Origin of the sequence: Balneola sp., from assembly GCA_002694685.1 — a bacterium.
In the GTDB taxonomy this organism is placed as follows: domain Bacteria; phylum Bacteroidota; class Rhodothermia; order Balneolales; family Balneolaceae; genus Gracilimonas.
This window is the reverse complement of sequence record NZMW01000010.1, coordinates 64,190-80,772: the sequence shown is the minus strand read 5'-3', so window position 1 is coordinate 80,772 and position 16,583 is coordinate 64,190. Positions and strand designations below refer to the sequence as shown.

General features: G+C 43.5%; 15 protein-coding genes. 9 read left to right on the top strand and 6 right to left on the bottom strand.

Annotated elements, in window-relative coordinates:
* Window positions 1-44: 44 nt before the first annotated feature.
* Together CL667_09930 and CL667_09925 are read left to right on the top strand one after the other, a co-directional pair.
* Window positions 45-719: a stress protection protein MarC gene (locus CL667_09930; protein MAL18019.1), complete on the top strand. Its 675-nt coding sequence runs from the start codon at window positions 45-47 to the stop codon at window positions 717-719.
* Window positions 716-1,159, top strand: a complete 444-nt coding sequence (locus CL667_09925; protein MAL18018.1) for a hypothetical protein — start codon at window positions 716-718, stop codon at window positions 1,157-1,159. The genes CL667_09930 and CL667_09925 overlap by 4 nt, the downstream gene beginning before the upstream one ends.
* Before the next feature lie 6 nt (window positions 1,160-1,165).
* Here the strand turns inward: CL667_09925 and CL667_09920 are convergent, their stop codons facing one another.
* Entirely contained in the window at window positions 1,166-3,028 is a 1,863-nt protein-coding gene (locus CL667_09920; protein MAL18017.1) for an aryl-sulfate sulfotransferase, read from the bottom strand.
* Window positions 3,029-3,218: 190 nt separating this feature from the next.
* Between CL667_09920 and CL667_09915 the strand changes: the two genes are divergently transcribed.
* The 3 genes from CL667_09915 to CL667_09905 all read left to right on the top strand — a co-directional run bounded on the left by CL667_09915 (window position 3,219) and on the right by CL667_09905 (window position 8,095).
* Window positions 3,219-4,574, top strand: a complete 1,356-nt coding sequence (locus tag CL667_09915; protein ID MAL18016.1) for a sodium/alanine symporter — start codon at window positions 3,219-3,221, stop codon at window positions 4,572-4,574.
* Window positions 4,575-4,945: 371 nt separating this feature from the next.
* Complete coding sequence (locus CL667_09910) at window positions 4,946-7,327, top strand: peptidase (protein ID MAL18015.1); 2,382 nt, start codon at window positions 4,946-4,948, stop codon at window positions 7,325-7,327.
* A gap of 183 nt (window positions 7,328-7,510) precedes the next feature.
* The gene (locus CL667_09905; protein MAL18014.1) at window positions 7,511-8,095 is read left to right on the top strand and encodes a leucyl/phenylalanyl-tRNA--protein transferase; all 585 of its coding nucleotides are present in this window, start codon (window positions 7,511-7,513) and stop codon (window positions 8,093-8,095) included.
* 222 nt (window positions 8,096-8,317) lie between these two features.
* Here CL667_09905 and CL667_09900 read toward each other — a convergent pair whose 3' ends face one another.
* The 5 genes from CL667_09900 to CL667_09880 form a co-directional block, all read right to left on the bottom strand.
* Window positions 8,318-9,496, bottom strand: a complete 1,179-nt coding sequence (locus tag CL667_09900; protein ID MAL18013.1) for a hypothetical protein — start codon at window positions 9,494-9,496, stop codon at window positions 8,318-8,320.
* 55 nt (window positions 9,497-9,551) lie between these two features.
* Entirely contained in the window at window positions 9,552-10,232 is a 681-nt protein-coding gene (locus tag CL667_09895; GenBank protein MAL18012.1) for a hypothetical protein, read from the bottom strand.
* Window positions 10,225-10,818, bottom strand: coding sequence for a hypothetical protein (locus CL667_09890; protein ID MAL18011.1), 594 nt, complete (start codon window positions 10,816-10,818; stop codon window positions 10,225-10,227). Before CL667_09890 ends, CL667_09895 begins: the two co-directional genes overlap by 8 nt.
* 387 nt (window positions 10,819-11,205) lie before the next feature.
* A complete protein-coding gene (locus tag CL667_09885) occupies window positions 11,206-12,093 on the bottom strand; it encodes a flagellar motor protein MotB (GenBank protein MAL18010.1) in 888 nt (295 codons plus the stop codon).
* Window positions 12,094-12,095: 2 nt separating this feature from the next.
* The gene (locus CL667_09880) at window positions 12,096-12,464 is read right to left on the bottom strand and encodes a hypothetical protein (GenBank protein ID MAL18009.1); all 369 of its coding nucleotides are present in this window, start codon (window positions 12,462-12,464) and stop codon (window positions 12,096-12,098) included.
* Between the two features lie 551 nt (window positions 12,465-13,015).
* On the opposite strand from CL667_09880, the gene CL667_09875 reads away from it, so the two are divergent.
* The 4 genes from CL667_09875 to CL667_09860 are packed head-to-tail and all read left to right on the top strand — an operon-like array spanning window position 13,016 to window position 16,580.
* Window positions 13,016-14,356 (top strand): signal recognition particle protein, encoded by a 1,341-nt coding sequence (locus CL667_09875; protein MAL18008.1) that lies wholly within the window; start codon window positions 13,016-13,018, stop codon window positions 14,354-14,356.
* A 39-nt stretch (window positions 14,357-14,395) separates the two neighbouring features.
* On the top strand, window positions 14,396-15,334 hold the full coding sequence (gene rpsP, locus CL667_09870; protein ID MAL18007.1) for a 30S ribosomal protein S16: 939 nt from the start codon (window positions 14,396-14,398) through the stop codon (window positions 15,332-15,334).
* Window positions 15,335-15,351: 17 nt separating this feature from the next.
* Window positions 15,352-15,888 (top strand): 16S rRNA processing protein RimM, encoded by a 537-nt coding sequence (rimM, locus tag CL667_09865; protein MAL18006.1) that lies wholly within the window; start codon window positions 15,352-15,354, stop codon window positions 15,886-15,888.
* Window positions 15,888-16,580: a tRNA (guanosine(37)-N1)-methyltransferase TrmD gene (locus CL667_09860; protein ID MAL18005.1), complete on the top strand. Its 693-nt coding sequence runs from the start codon at window positions 15,888-15,890 to the stop codon at window positions 16,578-16,580. Before rimM ends, CL667_09860 begins: the two co-directional genes overlap by 1 nt.
* The last annotated feature ends 3 nt before the right edge of the window (window positions 16,581-16,583 follow it).

Below are 16,583 nucleotides of genomic sequence, written 5' to 3'. Positions count from 1 at the left end.
CTCAATCTAATAATTGGTAAAAAGGTCCGTATCTTTGATCCATCATGGAAGATTTTTTTAGAGACATATTACCTTTTTCGACAGTGTTTATGAGTATTGCAGGATTGTTTTTTGCCAGCTTTTCATCACTTTTTTCTGTTGTAAACCCATTTGCCGCCATGCCCGTTTACATTTCGCTGGTGGAGGGGAATACAGACAACGAAAAGATAAAGATTGCACGAAAGGCTACGACGTATATGTTCTTTGTGCTCATTACGTTCTTGCTGGTCGGAACGTATATCCTTAGTTTTTTTGGAATCAGCCTTCCGGGAATACAAATTGCGGGTGGACTGGTAATTGTTCGCGCCGGTTTCTCAATGTTAAGCCCCGATAATGGTGGCAGAAAGCTGACTAAAAAAGATCAGGAAGCGGCGATGGAAAAAGAGGATATATCATTTAGCCCGCTTGCTCTTCCTTTGCTGTCGGGCCCTGGTAGTATCGCCGTTGTAATTGGCTTCGGTTCTGATGCTCAGGGGGTTACAGATTATCTGGTGCATGGAGCTGCTGTGTTTATGACCGCGTTGGTCGCCTACGGGATTTTAAGAGTAGCACCGGCGCTGGTTAAATATATTGGCAAGACCGGGATGACGGTTATTACCCGAATGATGGGTTTCATCGCCTTATCCATTGGGGTACAATTTGTGATAAATGGCATTTCTAAGTTTTTTGGGATTGGATGATGAATTTCGAAAGGCTAATTTCCTACGACCAGTGGGCTAATCAAAAGATATACGAAGCATTTCAAGCGGTAGAGGAAGATGAAGTCCGTGCTGAAATAGAGGCTATGTTTTCTCATTTACTTGCAACCCAAGCTGTTTGGATGAGCAGAATTACCGGAGAAAAAGTAACCTTTGGAATCTGGCCTTCATTTGACTCATCAGAGATGGAAAAGCTCATAAAAAACCACCCGAGCAAGTTGAAGGGTTTAATAGACAGGCAGGAAGAAGTGATCAGCTATGAGAACTCGAAAGGAGTAGCTCATGAAAGTAAAGTGAGTGATATTTTGATGCACCTGATCATTCATGGACAGCATCATCGGGCACAGATCGCTAAAATGTTGAGAGCCGATAGAGCGACACCCCCGGGCACAGACTTTATCTTTTTTACGAGGGAGAACTAAGAACTTTTAAGGGTATAAAGAAACCCGTTCTGCACGATAAGTAATATCAAGATTGCCCCAACCCTGCCCATCGACAAGTTGATTTTTGAAATATAAAGTGGACTCAAATATTACTTCCTTATCCGGATAACTCACTTCCACTACTTTTGAATAGGGATTCGAACCGCCCATCCGAACAACTCCGGGCATGATTAGCCGGTTTTGAGTTTCAGGCAAATAGTCGACATCACTAATGATGGATGAATAAAAAGCATCTTGTCTAGATTTTCCATAGCTCCAAACCTGTTTTATCGTCATATCATCTTCGTTAACCTCATATTCTGTTCCCATTGAGTAGTTTGATGCAGAACCAAAATTGCGGTTAAATCCATTATCAAAAATGAAAATATTACCATTAGGTAAAACTAAGGGAGCATGTTGACCCCAGGTCCAGGAGAACTCGTTACTTTCGGCTGTGCCTTGCTGAATCTCGTCGCTATATGGAGTGCCGGCATCATCTACAGCAGTTAGTAAAAAGGGAGAGGTTTCGGCTGTTTTTTCATAGCGCCCGGCTTTACCCCAGCCTTTATGAGGAGACAAAATCCATTGTAGTTCATTCTGCCAATTTACCTTTACAACTCCTTGGTTTCTTCCTGAGATAATTAGGGTGTTGTCGGTTTCATCGTGCCAAATGGCATTCATATGGAACCAGTCGACGCCTCCGTCTGTAAGGTCGGTTCGATTAACATCTAAAATCTCAGCCATATCCCACTCCGTGACAATATTGCCAGAGGGGTCAACTTCAATGATGTAATCTTCAACACTTTCAATTTCTTCTCCATTTTTAATCATAGTGATTCCAACACGGCTTACAGCTACCACATAATTTCCATTAGGCAATTTAATGACCTCATGATGCATGTTGTTTTCTTCCACCACTATCCGGTTTAATTCATTTCCGAACATATCGAATTCAATTATAGTCACCCCAAAAACGGCAAAGAAAGTACCGTTGTCATTAAACTGAATGGGCCAGGTGATTCGGTCAAATTCACTTAAATCCAAATACCACCGGATGTCGCCGTTATTATCGAAAATAATGGGGTGTGAATTAAAGGTCCCTGCATTGCCAATATGAACCTCATTGAAATGCATTCCGGGTTCCATTCTGGATTCTTTGACAACGTTAATTTCAGGAGTGGGAAGAAAGTCGGGCAGAGCGGCAGTTTCAGCAATAAGGGTATCAGTGATGCTACGGTTTCCGGAATCTTCTATGGATAGAACTATCCTGTTTCGGGTATCGGGATATAGTCCCAAAACAGGAATTTGATATTCAGATAATGGTTTAGAGTAAGTTTGTTCAATTGGTATTTCTCCCAAAACTGTAATAGTTACAGAAGATCGTTTTCGGGTTGTAAACTGCAGCTCTGCTGATAAAGGATTTCTTCCTGTGGGGTTAAGTTCAACGACAGGCGCCTCTGTTAGAAAATAATTGAGAGGAATCTGCTCACTTAAGTAGACAAAATAGGTCTCTTGCTGAGTCTCATCTTCAGATATTATGGTGTAAAAAACACCCTCTGAAAAGTCGTTTACCGTTTCTCCTGAAGTTTGGCGCATGGTTCCCACCATCATGTAAGCACCTTCGGAAAGTGTAAATGTAGCTGTAAGGGAGGACAAATCTGTGCTTGGGTCAATAGCACCGAGATTAGTTACCTCAATTATTTTATCCTCTTGGTTGATTGAAAAGTCGACTGAGGGTAGTTCCGAAATACCAAACTCGCTTATAACCGCCTGGGCGTTAGGTTTGGGGCCGGTACTATTTTGACAGGCCGAAATAAAAATGATACCAAATAGTAATAAGGCAGATAGGCTCTTCTTGAAGTAATTCATCTCTTAAGCAGTGCGTAAATAATTGTTTAATACGCTTCATAAGCTAAGACAAGAAATAATAAAATGGTAAAAAAAGTTGAAGCCTTTCGACAATTAACCCGTCTATTCATTAGTTTCTATGCTTAAGATTTAATAAACGGGCAATACTCTGGTACTCATCGAAGAATTTCTTGCAGCATTTTCATCCTTTATGTGGGGATATCCTCTGGTCATTTTACTAGTTGGTGGAGGACTGTTTTTTCTGATCTCGTCCGGCTTCACGCCGTTCCGCTTTTTCTTTCACGCTATTGATTTGGTGCGTGGTAAATATGATAACCCGGATGATCCCGGAGACATCAATCACTTTGAAGCTCTTTCAACCGCGCTCGCTTCCACCGTTGGGATGGGGAATATTAGTGGGGTAGCAGTGGCTATTTTTATGGGGGGACCCGGAGCATTATTCTGGATGTGGATGAGTGCGATTGTAGGTATGGCAACAAAGTACTTCACCTGCACGCTTTCCATCATGTACCGAGGAAAAGATACTCAGGGGAAATTACAAGGTGGCCCGATGTATGTAATCCGGGAAGGGCTCGGAAAGAAATGGATGCCGTTAGCTTACTTATTTGCTTTAGCGGGATTGTTTGGACCGCTGCCGATTTTTCAAACCAACCAGCTGGTTCAGATTTTAAGAGATTTTATTTATATCCCCAATGGCTGGGTTGAGGCTGATGCTGCTTTCACCGGAAACCTGATTACTGGAATTGCACTGGTAGGCTTGGTTTCACTGGTAATCTTTGGAGGGATTACAAAAATTGGGAAAGTAGCATCAAAGCTTGTCCCTTCTATGGTTGTGATTTATGTGGTTTCAGTGCTGTTCATTTTGGCCGTTCATATTGGCGACATTCCTTATTACTTAGGGCTGATAGTAACCGATGCATTCACCGGAAAAGCTGTTATGGGTGGAGCGATTGGCCAGTTGATTATTATCGGTGTTCAGCGAGCTGCCTTTTCTAATGAAGCCGGAATCGGTACAGAATCTCTTGCTCACGGAGCCTCCAAAACCAAAGAGCCTGTTCGGGAAGGATTGGTTGCAATGATGGAGCCGGCTATCGACACCTTGCTGGTTTGTACAATGACAGCCCTTGCCATTTTGGTAACCGGTGTGTGGCAATCTACCGAGGCTAATGGGGTCACACTTACCCTAAATGCTTTTAATGAAGCTCTGCCCGCTTTTGGAACCTATCTGCTAATTATTTCTGTGCTGACCTTCAGTGTGAGCTCCATGCTTTCTTACTCATACTATGGCACAAAATGCTTAGGGTTTTTACTGGGTGCTGAAAGGCAGAATCTCTATAACTATTTCTATGTGTTTTCCATCATTTTTGGCGCCGTTGCCTCACTCGATGCTGTGATAAACCTGATTGACGGAATGTTTGCTTTGATGGCAATCCCAACCATGATATCTGCGCTGCTTCTCTCACCAAAAGTTCGCGAAGCTTCAAAAGAGTATTTCACTAAACTGAAAAACGGCGAGTTCAAAGAGTATACCGGCAAGAAGGAGTGATTCACTGCAAATACTCCTCACGGCAGATGTTAGATCATTCGAGGTCAGCACTGGCTTCCTTCAATTAGGAGAAAGACGCGTTGATAAGGTTTCTACACTTTAACTCGGTATAAGTACGACTACCAGGCACGAATAAGTCTCTCCTTGAGAAGGAGAGATTTAGAAAGGTCGGAGTATAGGGCTTGGAATAGCATGAGGGCTCTGCAATATATTTCAACTCAAAAAAAAAAGAGCTAATGTTCTCCCCTAAACTTTAACATTTTTCTTATCGTCTCTTCTTTCAGATTTTAGCTAAAACTGTTATTTAGCGAACCTTCATCCAACTCAAATAAAATTCCGGATTCATGAAAAAAGCATTCCCCATTATCCTGATGATGTTGCTCACCTATCAGGTATCGGCACAAACCCCAACCATTTCCGAAAAAACAGAAGGGCTTACTAAAACAGAAGGCTATTTTGATTACTACTTTGATGAATCCAAGGATCAGATTTGGGTAGAAATCGATAAGCTGGATACGGAATTTATATATGTGAATTCACTTACGGCTGGAATTGGATCCAACGATATAGGTTTGGATAGAGGTCAGCTTGGGGATACCCGGATAGTTTACTTTGAAAGAAGAGGACCTAAAGTGCTGATGGTTCAACCCAACTATGGATTCCGGGCAGAAACAGACAATGAGCTGGAGAAAAAGTCGGTTCGTGAAGCTTTCGCTTCATCCATTATTGCGGGATTTAAAGTAGAAGCAGAGGAAGATGGGAAAGTACTTATTGATCTAACAGATTTCTTGCTGCGGGATGCCCATGGTGTTTCTGACCGCTTAAGGGGAATGGGGCAGGGCTCTTTTAGTCTAGATAAAAGCCGATCCGCACTTTACAGTGAGGGAACCATGAACTTCCCGAAAAACACAGAATTTGAAGCCACCCTTACCTTCGGCGGAAGTGGTGCCGGTGGATATCTTCGATCCGTGGCTCCCAGCTCGGATGCCATCACGGTTCGTCAGCACCACTCATTTGTGGAGTTGCCGGATGATGGGTATCAAAAAAGAGAAACGGATCCAAGGTCAGGGTTTTTTGGAATTTCATATCAAGATTACGGAACACCAATCAATCAGCCACTAACGAAAAGATTTATAGCCCGGCATCGACTGGAGAAAAAGAATCCGGAAGCAGCAATGAGTGAGCCGGTAGAGCCGATTGTCTATTATCTGGATAACGGAACTCCAGAACCGGTTCGAAGTGCCCTGCTTGATGGCGCCCGCTGGTGGAATCAGGCATTTGAGGCGGCAGGATATAAGGATGCTTTTATTGTGAAGGTGCTTCCTGAAGATGCTCATCCATTGGACGTACGATATAATGTAATTCAGTGGATCCACCGGTCAACGCGCGGTTGGTCTTATGGTTCTTCGGTTACTGACCCACGAACTGGAGAGATCATAAAGGGCCATGTTTCATTGGGGTCATTAAGGGTTCGTCAAGATTATTTAATAGCTGTTGGTTTATTAGCCCCGTACCAAGATGACGAGATGAATACAGCCATGCAGGAAATGGCTCTGGCCCGTATTCGCCAACTTTCTGCTCATGAGATTGGGCATACGATTGGTATTGCACATAACTTTGCTGCCAGTGTAACAAATGATGCCTCTGTGATGGATTACCCACACCCTCAACCGAAATTAGTAAATGGAGAGATCGACCTTTCAACTCCTTATGATGTTGGAATTGGTGAGTGGGATAAAGCCGTAGTTAATTATGGCTATCAGGATTTTCCCGAAGGCACGAACGAAAAAGAAGCCCTCAATGAAATTATAAGAGAAGCCTACGACTCTGGGTTGAAATTTATTTCTGATGCCGATGCCCGCCCACAAAGCGGAGCCCACCCGGATGCGCATCTTTGGGATTTTGGTTCTGATCCTGCTTCGCAACTATCAAAAGTTCTTGAAATCAGAAAAGTAGCATTAGAGAATTTTGGAGAAGCTAATCTAAAATCAGGACAGGCAATGGCCGAGCTTGAAGACGCTTTGGTGCCCATGTATTTCTTTCATCGGTATCAGTTAGAAGGAACCGTGAAACTGATTGGTGGGCTTGATTACAGCTATAATCTAAAAGGCGACAATCTTCCCGGCCCTAAAATTGTCGACAAATCAACCCAGCAAAAAGCGTTAGCTGAAATGTTGAAGGCCATCGAGCCAAGTACTTTAGCTATTCCTGAAAACCTGTTGAGCCTTATTCCTCCAAGACCTTCAACGCTTGGGTATTCACGAGAACTGTTTAGTGGAAATACAGGCCCGGCGCTGGATGCTTTAGGAATCGCAGAAACGGCAGCCGACGTACCGGTAAGTCTGATTCTGAATCCGGATCGAGCAAATCGATTGGTAGAATATAGCGCTCGTGATAATAACCTTAGTTTAGAAACTGTTCTGGATGAACTCATTAAAGCGAGCTGGGACAAAAAAGCTCAGGGCGGATATCTTGGGTCTATCCAACGAGTCGTAAACCATGTGGTGTTGAAGAATATGATTGCTCTTGCAGCGGATCGAGATGCAAATCCTGTAACCAAAGCCATCACCCATAAAAAACTAACCGACCTTCAATCCAAGCTATCTGGTAAAAATGATGCGGACAGCCGGTATGCGGTTTATACCATTGGGATGTACTTGACTAACCCAGAAGATTTCGAGATTGAAAATGCACCGTCAGCACCTCCGGGCTCGCCAATTGGTTCTGATGCTTTGTTTTATTGTGAATTTTAAGATTGATCGTCATTGCGAGGAGAATAGATAGCTTAATTAGTCTAATAATTTTACGATGAAGCAATCTCCATAATCGAAATGCCAAGTGGTTCGTGGAGATCGCCGCGTTGAAAAGCTGTAAATTTAGAAGCTCGGCAATGATACTCCTCGCGATGACAGTAATTGTATTAATAAAGTAATCGAATGAAAATACTTCCACCCGAAGGATTACTTGAAGCATATAGCCAGGGAATCTTCCCGATGGCTAAAAGTAAAGATGCAGAAGGAGTGGACTGGTATTCAGCCCGAAAGCGGGGGATTATTCCTATTGGTGAATTTCACACCTCAGATAACCTTGCCCGAATTATTAGGCAGGAAAGATTTGAAATACGAGTGAATAGTAACTTTCGGCAGGTGGTTACAGAATGTGCCAATCGGGAGACTTCCTGGATTAACGACTTGATTATCAACTCCTATGATGTTTTGAATCAGTATGGAAATGCCTGCAGCGTAGAATGCTATAAAGATGAAAAGCTGGTGGGTGGTTTATATGGGGTGAAATTAAAGGCTGCTTTCTTTGGGGAGAGCATGTTCAAAAAAGAGAAGTGGGCTGATAAGGTAGCTTTATATTACTGCCACAAAATTTTAGAAAAAAACAACTTCCTGCTTTGGGATACTCAGTTCTATACAGATCACTTAGCTCAGTTCGGCTGTATTGAAATTGAAGCTGAAGAGTATGAAGAAATGCTTGAACGAGCCTTGAAAAAAGCTACTAGCTTTAGTTTGTAAGGGCGTATTGCGATACGCCCTTACGCAGCACTAGCGCAAGCGTCCCGCTTGTGCGGTGTTTAATTCAACCGATGAAGTACGAAAAAAACGTCCAAGCGGACGTTTGAACAAAGGGGGCACACAAAAATACAGTGGTATAAAAAAAGCCACCCCAAATACGGATCGATGAAAATCATGAACCGGTACCCAGGGCAGCTTTTTGGATAGGATATTAGTTACACTTTAATATTCTGTGAGGGTTACAGCATTTAATGCCGCTTCCCGGGAAATTTGCCCCTTATCAAGCTGGTCGAAAACGGATTTCTTCACCTGAAAGTCTACACGGTCGGGAACCACGTCACTTGATTCGGAAATGTTTAATGAGACCATCAGGTATTGATCATCTTTTAACGAGCTAAGGGTTCTGCCGTAATCAATAATGAACTCTTTGGTTCTTGCAACCATAGCGTCAAATTCCTCTTCTAAGGTCTCGCTGAGTTTTCTTTCGCGCTCTTCAAGCTTAACCTTTACTTCTGCCTGTGTTTGTTCATTATAGTTTGTGGGGAAAAGCCGGGCGGATACGGTGCCGAATCCATGTCCCCGGTGTAAGTTCAGAGAGTACAGCGCTCCAAAATTCTCCAAGTACATGTACGAAAGTGAATTACTGTTTATCAAGTGGAACTCATTTCCATCGCCCTCTCCTAAAGCGGTACCGAAAATATTACCAAGCACTTTCAGGTCGAGGCGTTCTTTGTCCTGAGAAGTTGAGACAGAAAGACGGTTTTGGAAAGCATCAGCATTCAGCCGTCCTGCCCGGTAAGAGTCTAAATCAGATTTCTTAGCAGAGACTGAGATAGCAGGAAGGGGCTTATTCTGATCTTCCTCATCACTATTGCCTCCCAGGGCATCTACAACAGCACCCCGTAAATTATATACGGAAACTCTTCCAGTGTTAGAATTGGTAGATCCATAAATAACCAGGATGCTTTCATCAGCCTTAAGCTGCCCAATGGTGGATGCATAATCCTGCAGAAATTCCCCAATGCGGGTTTTTACTGATTCCTCATCAATTTTTCGGTCAGAGTTCTTGTCGTCAGAGCTATACTGAAATACTACTTGTTGGTTTGAATTGGAATTACTGCCACGTACAATAAACCGATTGCTTGTCGATGGAATCATAAAGATTACCCCGTAACCCGGGATGTATGTTCCTTTAACATTGCCGGAGGAGTTACCGCCAAAGAAAGCATAGCTGCTTTCGCCTATGGTAACGGTTCCGCCAGTGTTTTTGGAGCCGGCCGTTGTGACCAATTGGGTTTTAAACATTTCACCCAAGATATTCTCCATAATTTTGATGTCCCGATTCATTCGGTTGGTATCAAAGTCTTGGGCGAAAGAAAGGGTGGTCAGCATAAGTGCCATCAGCCCTGTAGTAAGTATTCGTTTCATTGTTTTCATAATGTGTCCTTATATAAAGTTAATTTCCTGTGCTTACGGTTTGTATGAGTTCGCCTAATACCTGGTCGGTTTGTCTGAACCGGTCGTAATACGTTTCTTCCATGTCATATAATCCTGAGCTGATCATCTGAAGGTCGGACTGCCGCTGCTGCTCGATGTAGTCCGCGAAATTAATGAGCGTTTTTTCAAACTGGCTTTCCTGTTGCTGTTGGGCGGCTTGTACTGCATCCGAGATCATGAGTGCATTATCTTTTCTAACCTGGCGGATCAGCATTTCTACTTGCTGAGGAGTAAACCCCTGCTGGATAATTTCCTGCTTATCGCCAAAGGCCAGATTAAACTCGCCATTATTAACAGTGATATTCATTTTTGTGAAGGCCCCTAAAACCACAAACACCACTAAGAGTGAAGCCATGGCGAAGCTGGCACGCGCAAATCCGTTTCGGGGAAGTAACCCACCAACGAAATCATTCCACCATTCCTGGAATCCAGTCTTATCCGGCTCCAGCATTACCAGCTGCTCGGCTGGATCCTGAACGGGAAGGTGGGATATCATAGAGCGTACATCAGACAACTCATCCAGCTCTTTCTTTAGTTCGGGGTTTTGGGATAAAAATTGTTCTAATTCGTTTCGTTGATCTTGTTCAAGTTCATCATACAGATAATCCATGAAGAGCGATCGGGCAGTTTCTTTATTCATAATCAAACACCTCTTTGTTGATATTCCAGGAGTCGAACGTCTTTTTGAGGGCGCTCAACCCGTAATACAATCTTGACTTTACTGTGTTTTCGGGTTCGTCCAAAATTCCAGCTATTTCTCTGAAGGTCAGGCCTTCATATTCTTTCATTATCACCACCACTCGCTGGTCAACCGGTAATTGAAGGAGTGCTTTGTGAAGCAATACCAATCCTTCGTTTCGGAGAACCGCGCCATCGGCAGGAGTGGCGGTGTCGGTTTGCGGGGCGACTTTGAGCGTTTCATAAGAAGTTGCTCGTTTTCGTCCCACACGTTTCAATTCATCGAGACACAAATTATTGGCGATGGTGTACAGCCAGGATCCAAATTTAGTCACATCATCCAGCGTATCCAGCTTGTGGTATGCTTTGATGAATGTTTTCTGGGTGATCTCAGCGGCATCATCAGAACTCGCAAAAAACCGGTATGCAAAGTGGTGGATGCGATCTTGCCATCGCGTTACCAGCGTGTTAAAGGCTTGGTGATTTCCACCTCGAAAATCATGTACCAGTTGTGCGTCTTCCATGTGTTCGTGTTGTCCCGAGTTCATTCTGAAGTAAAGACGAGGAAAGCCGGAAGATAGTTTTAAAAGAAATGAAAGTTGATAGGTGATAAATGAGAGTTGAAAGTTGAGGCGGGTGACATAAGTAAGTTTCGTCCGACCGCTTTGGCAAGCTGTTTTATCAGGAGAGCATGTTTTAGCGGTCTGACGAATGAGAGGGTATGAAAAATACGATGCGTAAAAATTCATCGGACGAACTGTAGTCGTCAGATGAGTTTGGTTGGTCCAAGCGGACGCTTGAACTAGGTGGGTGGGTAAGATCAAGAGGATAGTTTCAAGGCCAAGTCACCTTATTAACTTTCAACCCTCATTCATCAACATAAAAAAAGGGCGAAAGTGATCAACCTTCCGCCCTGTCTCTCTTCGAGTATGGAGTTATTGCGTACGTTGCGTAACTACTCCATTCTCGTTAGATATAATAACCTCTACCCGGCGATTTTGTTGTCTGCCGGCTTCATTCATATTTGTAGCTACCGGGTATTCTTCTCCATAGCCAATGGTTTCAATTCTTCGGCTGGAAATTCCTGCGTTTACCAAGGCGTCCTGTAATGCATCAGCCCTGCGCTGAGATAAATTCTTGTTGTACTCGGCTGACCCAACACTATCGGTAAATCCTTCAATTTGAATAGAACGCTGAGGATATTCTTTAAGGAAGTTCGCCAACTCATTCACAACTTTATTAGCTCCGGCTTTTAGGTTCGAGCTGTTGAAATCAAAAAGTACATCACCAAGAGTAAGAACCATGCCTCGCTCACTTTGTCGAGCCTCCATTTCTGAAAGGCGACTGGCTAATTCACTGGCTTCCTGACGAGCTTTTTCCGCTTCAGCACGTTCTTTCTTTACTTGCTCGAGTGCATTTTCCGCCCTGCGCTCTGCTGCAATAGCCTCTGCCTTTCGGGCTTCTATGAGTACTTGCTTACGCTCGGCTTCTGCTTGTTCCACTTCATCCTGAGCGGCATTTAATTTTGCGGTTTCCCTGGCGACTTTCGTTTTTTGCTGGGCGATGTAAGCGTAGTGTTCAACCAATGTGGCTTTGTCTTCACCTTCCTCTTTCCAAATTTGCTGGCTTTGTTCAAGGGCTTCTTCCGCTTCTTTTAAAGCTACGGGAGCTTTCAACACAACAAGAGAATCATTTTCGGCTTGGTTGTATGAGTTTTCTGCTTCCATAAGGAGAGGATTATTCTGAGGTGGTCCACCGCAACCAATTAGCAGGGCGGTAACAACAATACTTAATAGGGGTATTTTGAGTGAAAAGAATTTCATGGTTAGTCTCTCTCTTTGTCTATGTTATTCTGAATTTCCTCTTTTAGCACCCGAATACTTTCCCGGAGTTCTCTGACCGCTTTTTGTGCTTTTTCAGATAAGGATTTCATTTGGGCGAGTTCTGCATCCACCATAGCGCGATCGGCTGAGCGTTTTGCTTTCTCATACTTTTCTTTACCGACCAACTCTCTAGCCTTGTTCAATTTCTTTCGGGCTTCACGGATTTCAAGCGGAGCATAATTTTCAGCACCAACTTGTTCGGCTTGCTGAATGGATGCCTCAACTTGGGTAAGCTTTTCATTTGGGGGTTTGGTACTTGCGCAGGCACTAATAAGTACCGCTAAGGGAACAATAAGAGTTAACTTTCTCATGACCTTCGATATTTGTTTGAAGAGATTTCAAACAGTTAAATAAGGAAGGGATAGATTTGTTCCCGAGAATTGGAAGGAGGATGGGGTAATGGGGTTTAACCAACCTAGGGTTTCTCACAAATAGCACAAGTGTCCACTTATGCACTGTTGGTTTAAGCTAAGCATGCTTGTGTCTAAAAAGGCTTGTCCAAGCGGACGCTTGAACTAAGTGTGCTTCGTCCAACCGCTTCGGGAAGTTTGATAATTAGAAGACAATGCCTGAGCGGTCTGACGAATGAAGCAGTGGAGAAAGCCCTGTAAATTCATCGGACGAGCTACAGTCGTCAGATGAAGATGAGTTCTGCTAAGGAACCAGTTTGCTAGGCTCAGCCTCTGATGGCTTTAGGTAGCCAAACACCGGAAAAGTTGAGCAGCTAAATCAACTATCACCCGACCAACTTTCACCCCTCAAAGACCAATTAAAATAATTATCCACATTACTGTTGATAAGCCTGTAAAGATGCCGTATTTTTACAGGCTCTGTAATTGGCGGAGAAAAATCAGTTAATACAATGTTTGAAGATTTATCCTCAAAATTAGATAAAGCCTTTCAGTCACTGAAAGGAGAAGCTCGAATCACCGATGTGAATATAGCGGAGACTGTCCGTGAAATTCGCCGCGCGTTATTGGATGCTGATGTTAACTATGAGGTTGCCCGCCAGTTTACCGAAGATGTAAAAGAGCAGGTGCTCGGTTCCGATGTACTCACCAGTGTTAATCCCGGCCAACAGTTCACAAAAATTGTGTTCGATAAGCTGGTTGAAACATTTGGTGGCGAAAAGGCCGATATCGCACTGGCTCAAACTCCCCCTACAGTAATTCTTATAGCCGGACTTCAGGGTTCGGGTAAAACAACCTTTGTTGGTAAGTTAGCCCGACACTTAAAGCAGGAGCATAAAAGGAATCCTCTTCTTGCTGCCGCCGATGTTTATCGCCCTGCTGCTGTAGACCAGCTTAAGACACTCGCTTCGCAAATTGATGTTCCGGTGTATTCCATCGAGCAGAAAGATGCAGTTCGTGTTGCCAAAGAAGCCGTTTCCATGGCTAAAAGTTTGGCACTCGATACGGTTATCATTGATACCGCGGGTCGTTTACATGTAGATGAGGAGATGATGAACGAGGTAGCGGAAATTAAAAAAGCCGTTAATCCTCATGAGATTCTGTTTGTAGTCGATTCTATGACCGGACAGGATGCTGTTAATACAGCCAAAGAATTTAACGAACGCATTAATTACGACGGCGTGGTTTTAACCAAGCTGGATGGTGACACCCGCGGTGGTGCTGCACTATCTATCAAGTCCGTTGTAAATAAGCCCATCAAATTTGTGAGTACCGGCGAAAAGCTGGAAGCTCTCTCTCCTTTTTATCCCGACCGAATGGCTCAGCGTATTCTGGGCATGGGAGATGTGGTATCGTTTGTTGAAAAAGCTCAAAAAGAATTTGACGAGAAAGAAGCTGAAAAACTTCAAAAGAAAATACGGTCTGATAAATTCGACCTGAACGACTTTCTCGAGCAAATTCAAAAGATCAAGAAAATGGGAGACTTTTCTGATCTCGTATCTATGATACCCGGCGCCAGCAAAGCATTGGATGATACCGAAATCGATGATGATGCATTCAAACCGATTGAAGCTATAATCTTATCAATGACGCCGGAGGAGCGCCAGGAACCTGAGCTATTAAATGGAAGTCGAAGACGACGTATAGCAAAAGGATCTGGCACCACAGTTCGTGAGATCAATCAACTCATGAAGCAGTTCGATCAAATGAAAAAAATGATGAAGACCATGTCAAAAATGGGTAAAGCCGGACGTGCTCTTCAAGGACTGAAAAATCTGCCTATTGGCCGATAAGAAATTATATAATCAAACACACATAATTGGAGAACATCATTGTTAAGAATCAGATTACAACGCAAAGGACGTAAGAAACGACCGATCTGGCATATTGTAGTAGCCGAAAGACATGAAGCCCGCGATGGCCGTATTGTTGAGCAGGTTGGACGTTATGACAACGTAACCGAGAAAAAAGAAGTAGTTATAAACGAAGAGCGTATTCTTTACTGGTTAGATTCCGGTGCACAGCCTACCGATACTGTACGCAAAATCCTTCGCCACGAAGGCATTCTTTATAAGCGCCACCTCATCAACTGGGGCAAGAGCGAAGAAGAAGTTGAAGCAGCTCTGGCTGAGTGGAAAGAATACAGAGATTCTAAAAAAGAAGACGCTTCCAGCCGTAAAGCAGATTACAAAGAAGTACTTGCAGCTGAAGAAAGAGAATACAAGGAGCAACTTCAGAAGAAAGCGAAACAAGCTGCTGCTGAAGTAGAAGCAGAAAAAGCTGCTGCTGAAGCCGAAGAAAAGGAAGATGACGCTCCGAAGTCAGAAGCAGATAAAATTGAAGAAGCGCTAGAAAAAGCTGACTCTGATGATTCTTCTGAAGAAGCAAAAGAAGAAGTAGCTGAAACCGAAGCAGAAGATACAACTGAAGCGGAAGCTGAGGAAGAGTCGGCTGCTGATGAGGCTGAAGAAGAAACAGAAGCCAAAGAAGAAGCTCCTGCTGAAGAAGAAGATTCCGAAGAAGAATCTGCTGACGAGCCTGAGGAAGAAAAAGCTGAGGAAGCTGAAGAGTCCGAAGAAGAAACCAAAGATGAAGAACCAGCTGAAGAAGAAGCTGAAGAAACATCAGGACAAGTTTCTACGGACATGACTGCAAAAGAAGCTATTGATCACATCGATAGTACTGACCTTGCAGACCTCAAAGGATTTGTACCAGAAGACGAAGACCGTGTAACGGTTCAGCGTGCCTGGGAAAGTAAACAAGAAGGATAATTTAATATCCGGCGCCGATGAATCAGGACGCCAATACACCGGGCTTTGTTCAGGTGGGGCATGTAGAACGCTCCCATGGACTTGAAGGCGAGGTCAAAGTTTTCTTTGATGTCGATGATCCACAAAAGGTGGAGACACTAAAGCTTGTGTATTTGCGGAATGAACGTGGCGACTTTTATCCTGCCCGCATTATTGATATGCGGGTTGAAGGAAAAAGAAACAAGATTTCGTTCTTTGTACAATTTGACCATATCGCTGATCGCACAGGCGCTGAAGCACTAAAAGGGAAAAGTATTTTTCTGGAAACAGAAGATGCTGAGCCATTTGTTAGTGCGGAAGAAGAGTCTGAAGATTCACTCATAGATCATGAAGTTTATGATGATGAAGAATCGATAGGACTGGTGGTTGATGTGATGAACAACCCGGCTCACCCCATATTAGTAGTAGCTACTACTTCGGGAAGCCGGTTAATTCCATACATTGATCATTTTGTGAAAGAAACCCGCGATGGTAATATCTATTGCCAAAACCTGGATGAACTGGAGGGTATATGATGAGAATTGATATCATATCCGCTGTTCCTGCTTTATTGGATGGACCGCTTAATCACAGTATTGTGAAACGGGCTGTTGATAAAGAACAGGTTGAAATACATGTGCACGACCTTCGGGATTACACCGAAGACAAGCACAAAAAAATAGATGATTACCCTTACGGAGGCGAGCCCGGAATGGTGTTAACTCCGCAGCCAATTTTTAGCTGTATAGAAAAGCTCCAGTCCGAACGTGATTATGATGAACTCATTTTCACTGCACCCGATGGTGAAGTTTTTGAACAGGCTGATGCAAATGCATTATCACTCAAAGAAAACATCATCATTCTATGCGGGCATTATAAAGGCGTTGATCAGCGCATACGAGATGAACTCATTACCAAAGAGTTTTCCATTGGTGATTATGTGCTTTCAGGAGGCGAACTCCCGGCAATGGTGATAACAGATGCCATTGTGCGACTACTCCCCGGTGTGTTGGGAGATGCAGGAAGCGCATTAAATGATTCATTTCAGGATGGACTGCTGGAAGGTCCGGTTTATACGCGTCCGGCAGAATTCAAAGGATTAAAAGTTCCTGATGTGTTGCTTTCCGGAGACCACAAGAAAGTGGAAAACTGGAAACAGGAGCAGTCAGAAAAACGGACTAAAGAACGAAGAAAAGATTTGTACGAAAAATTTAAGAAAGAACATTAATAA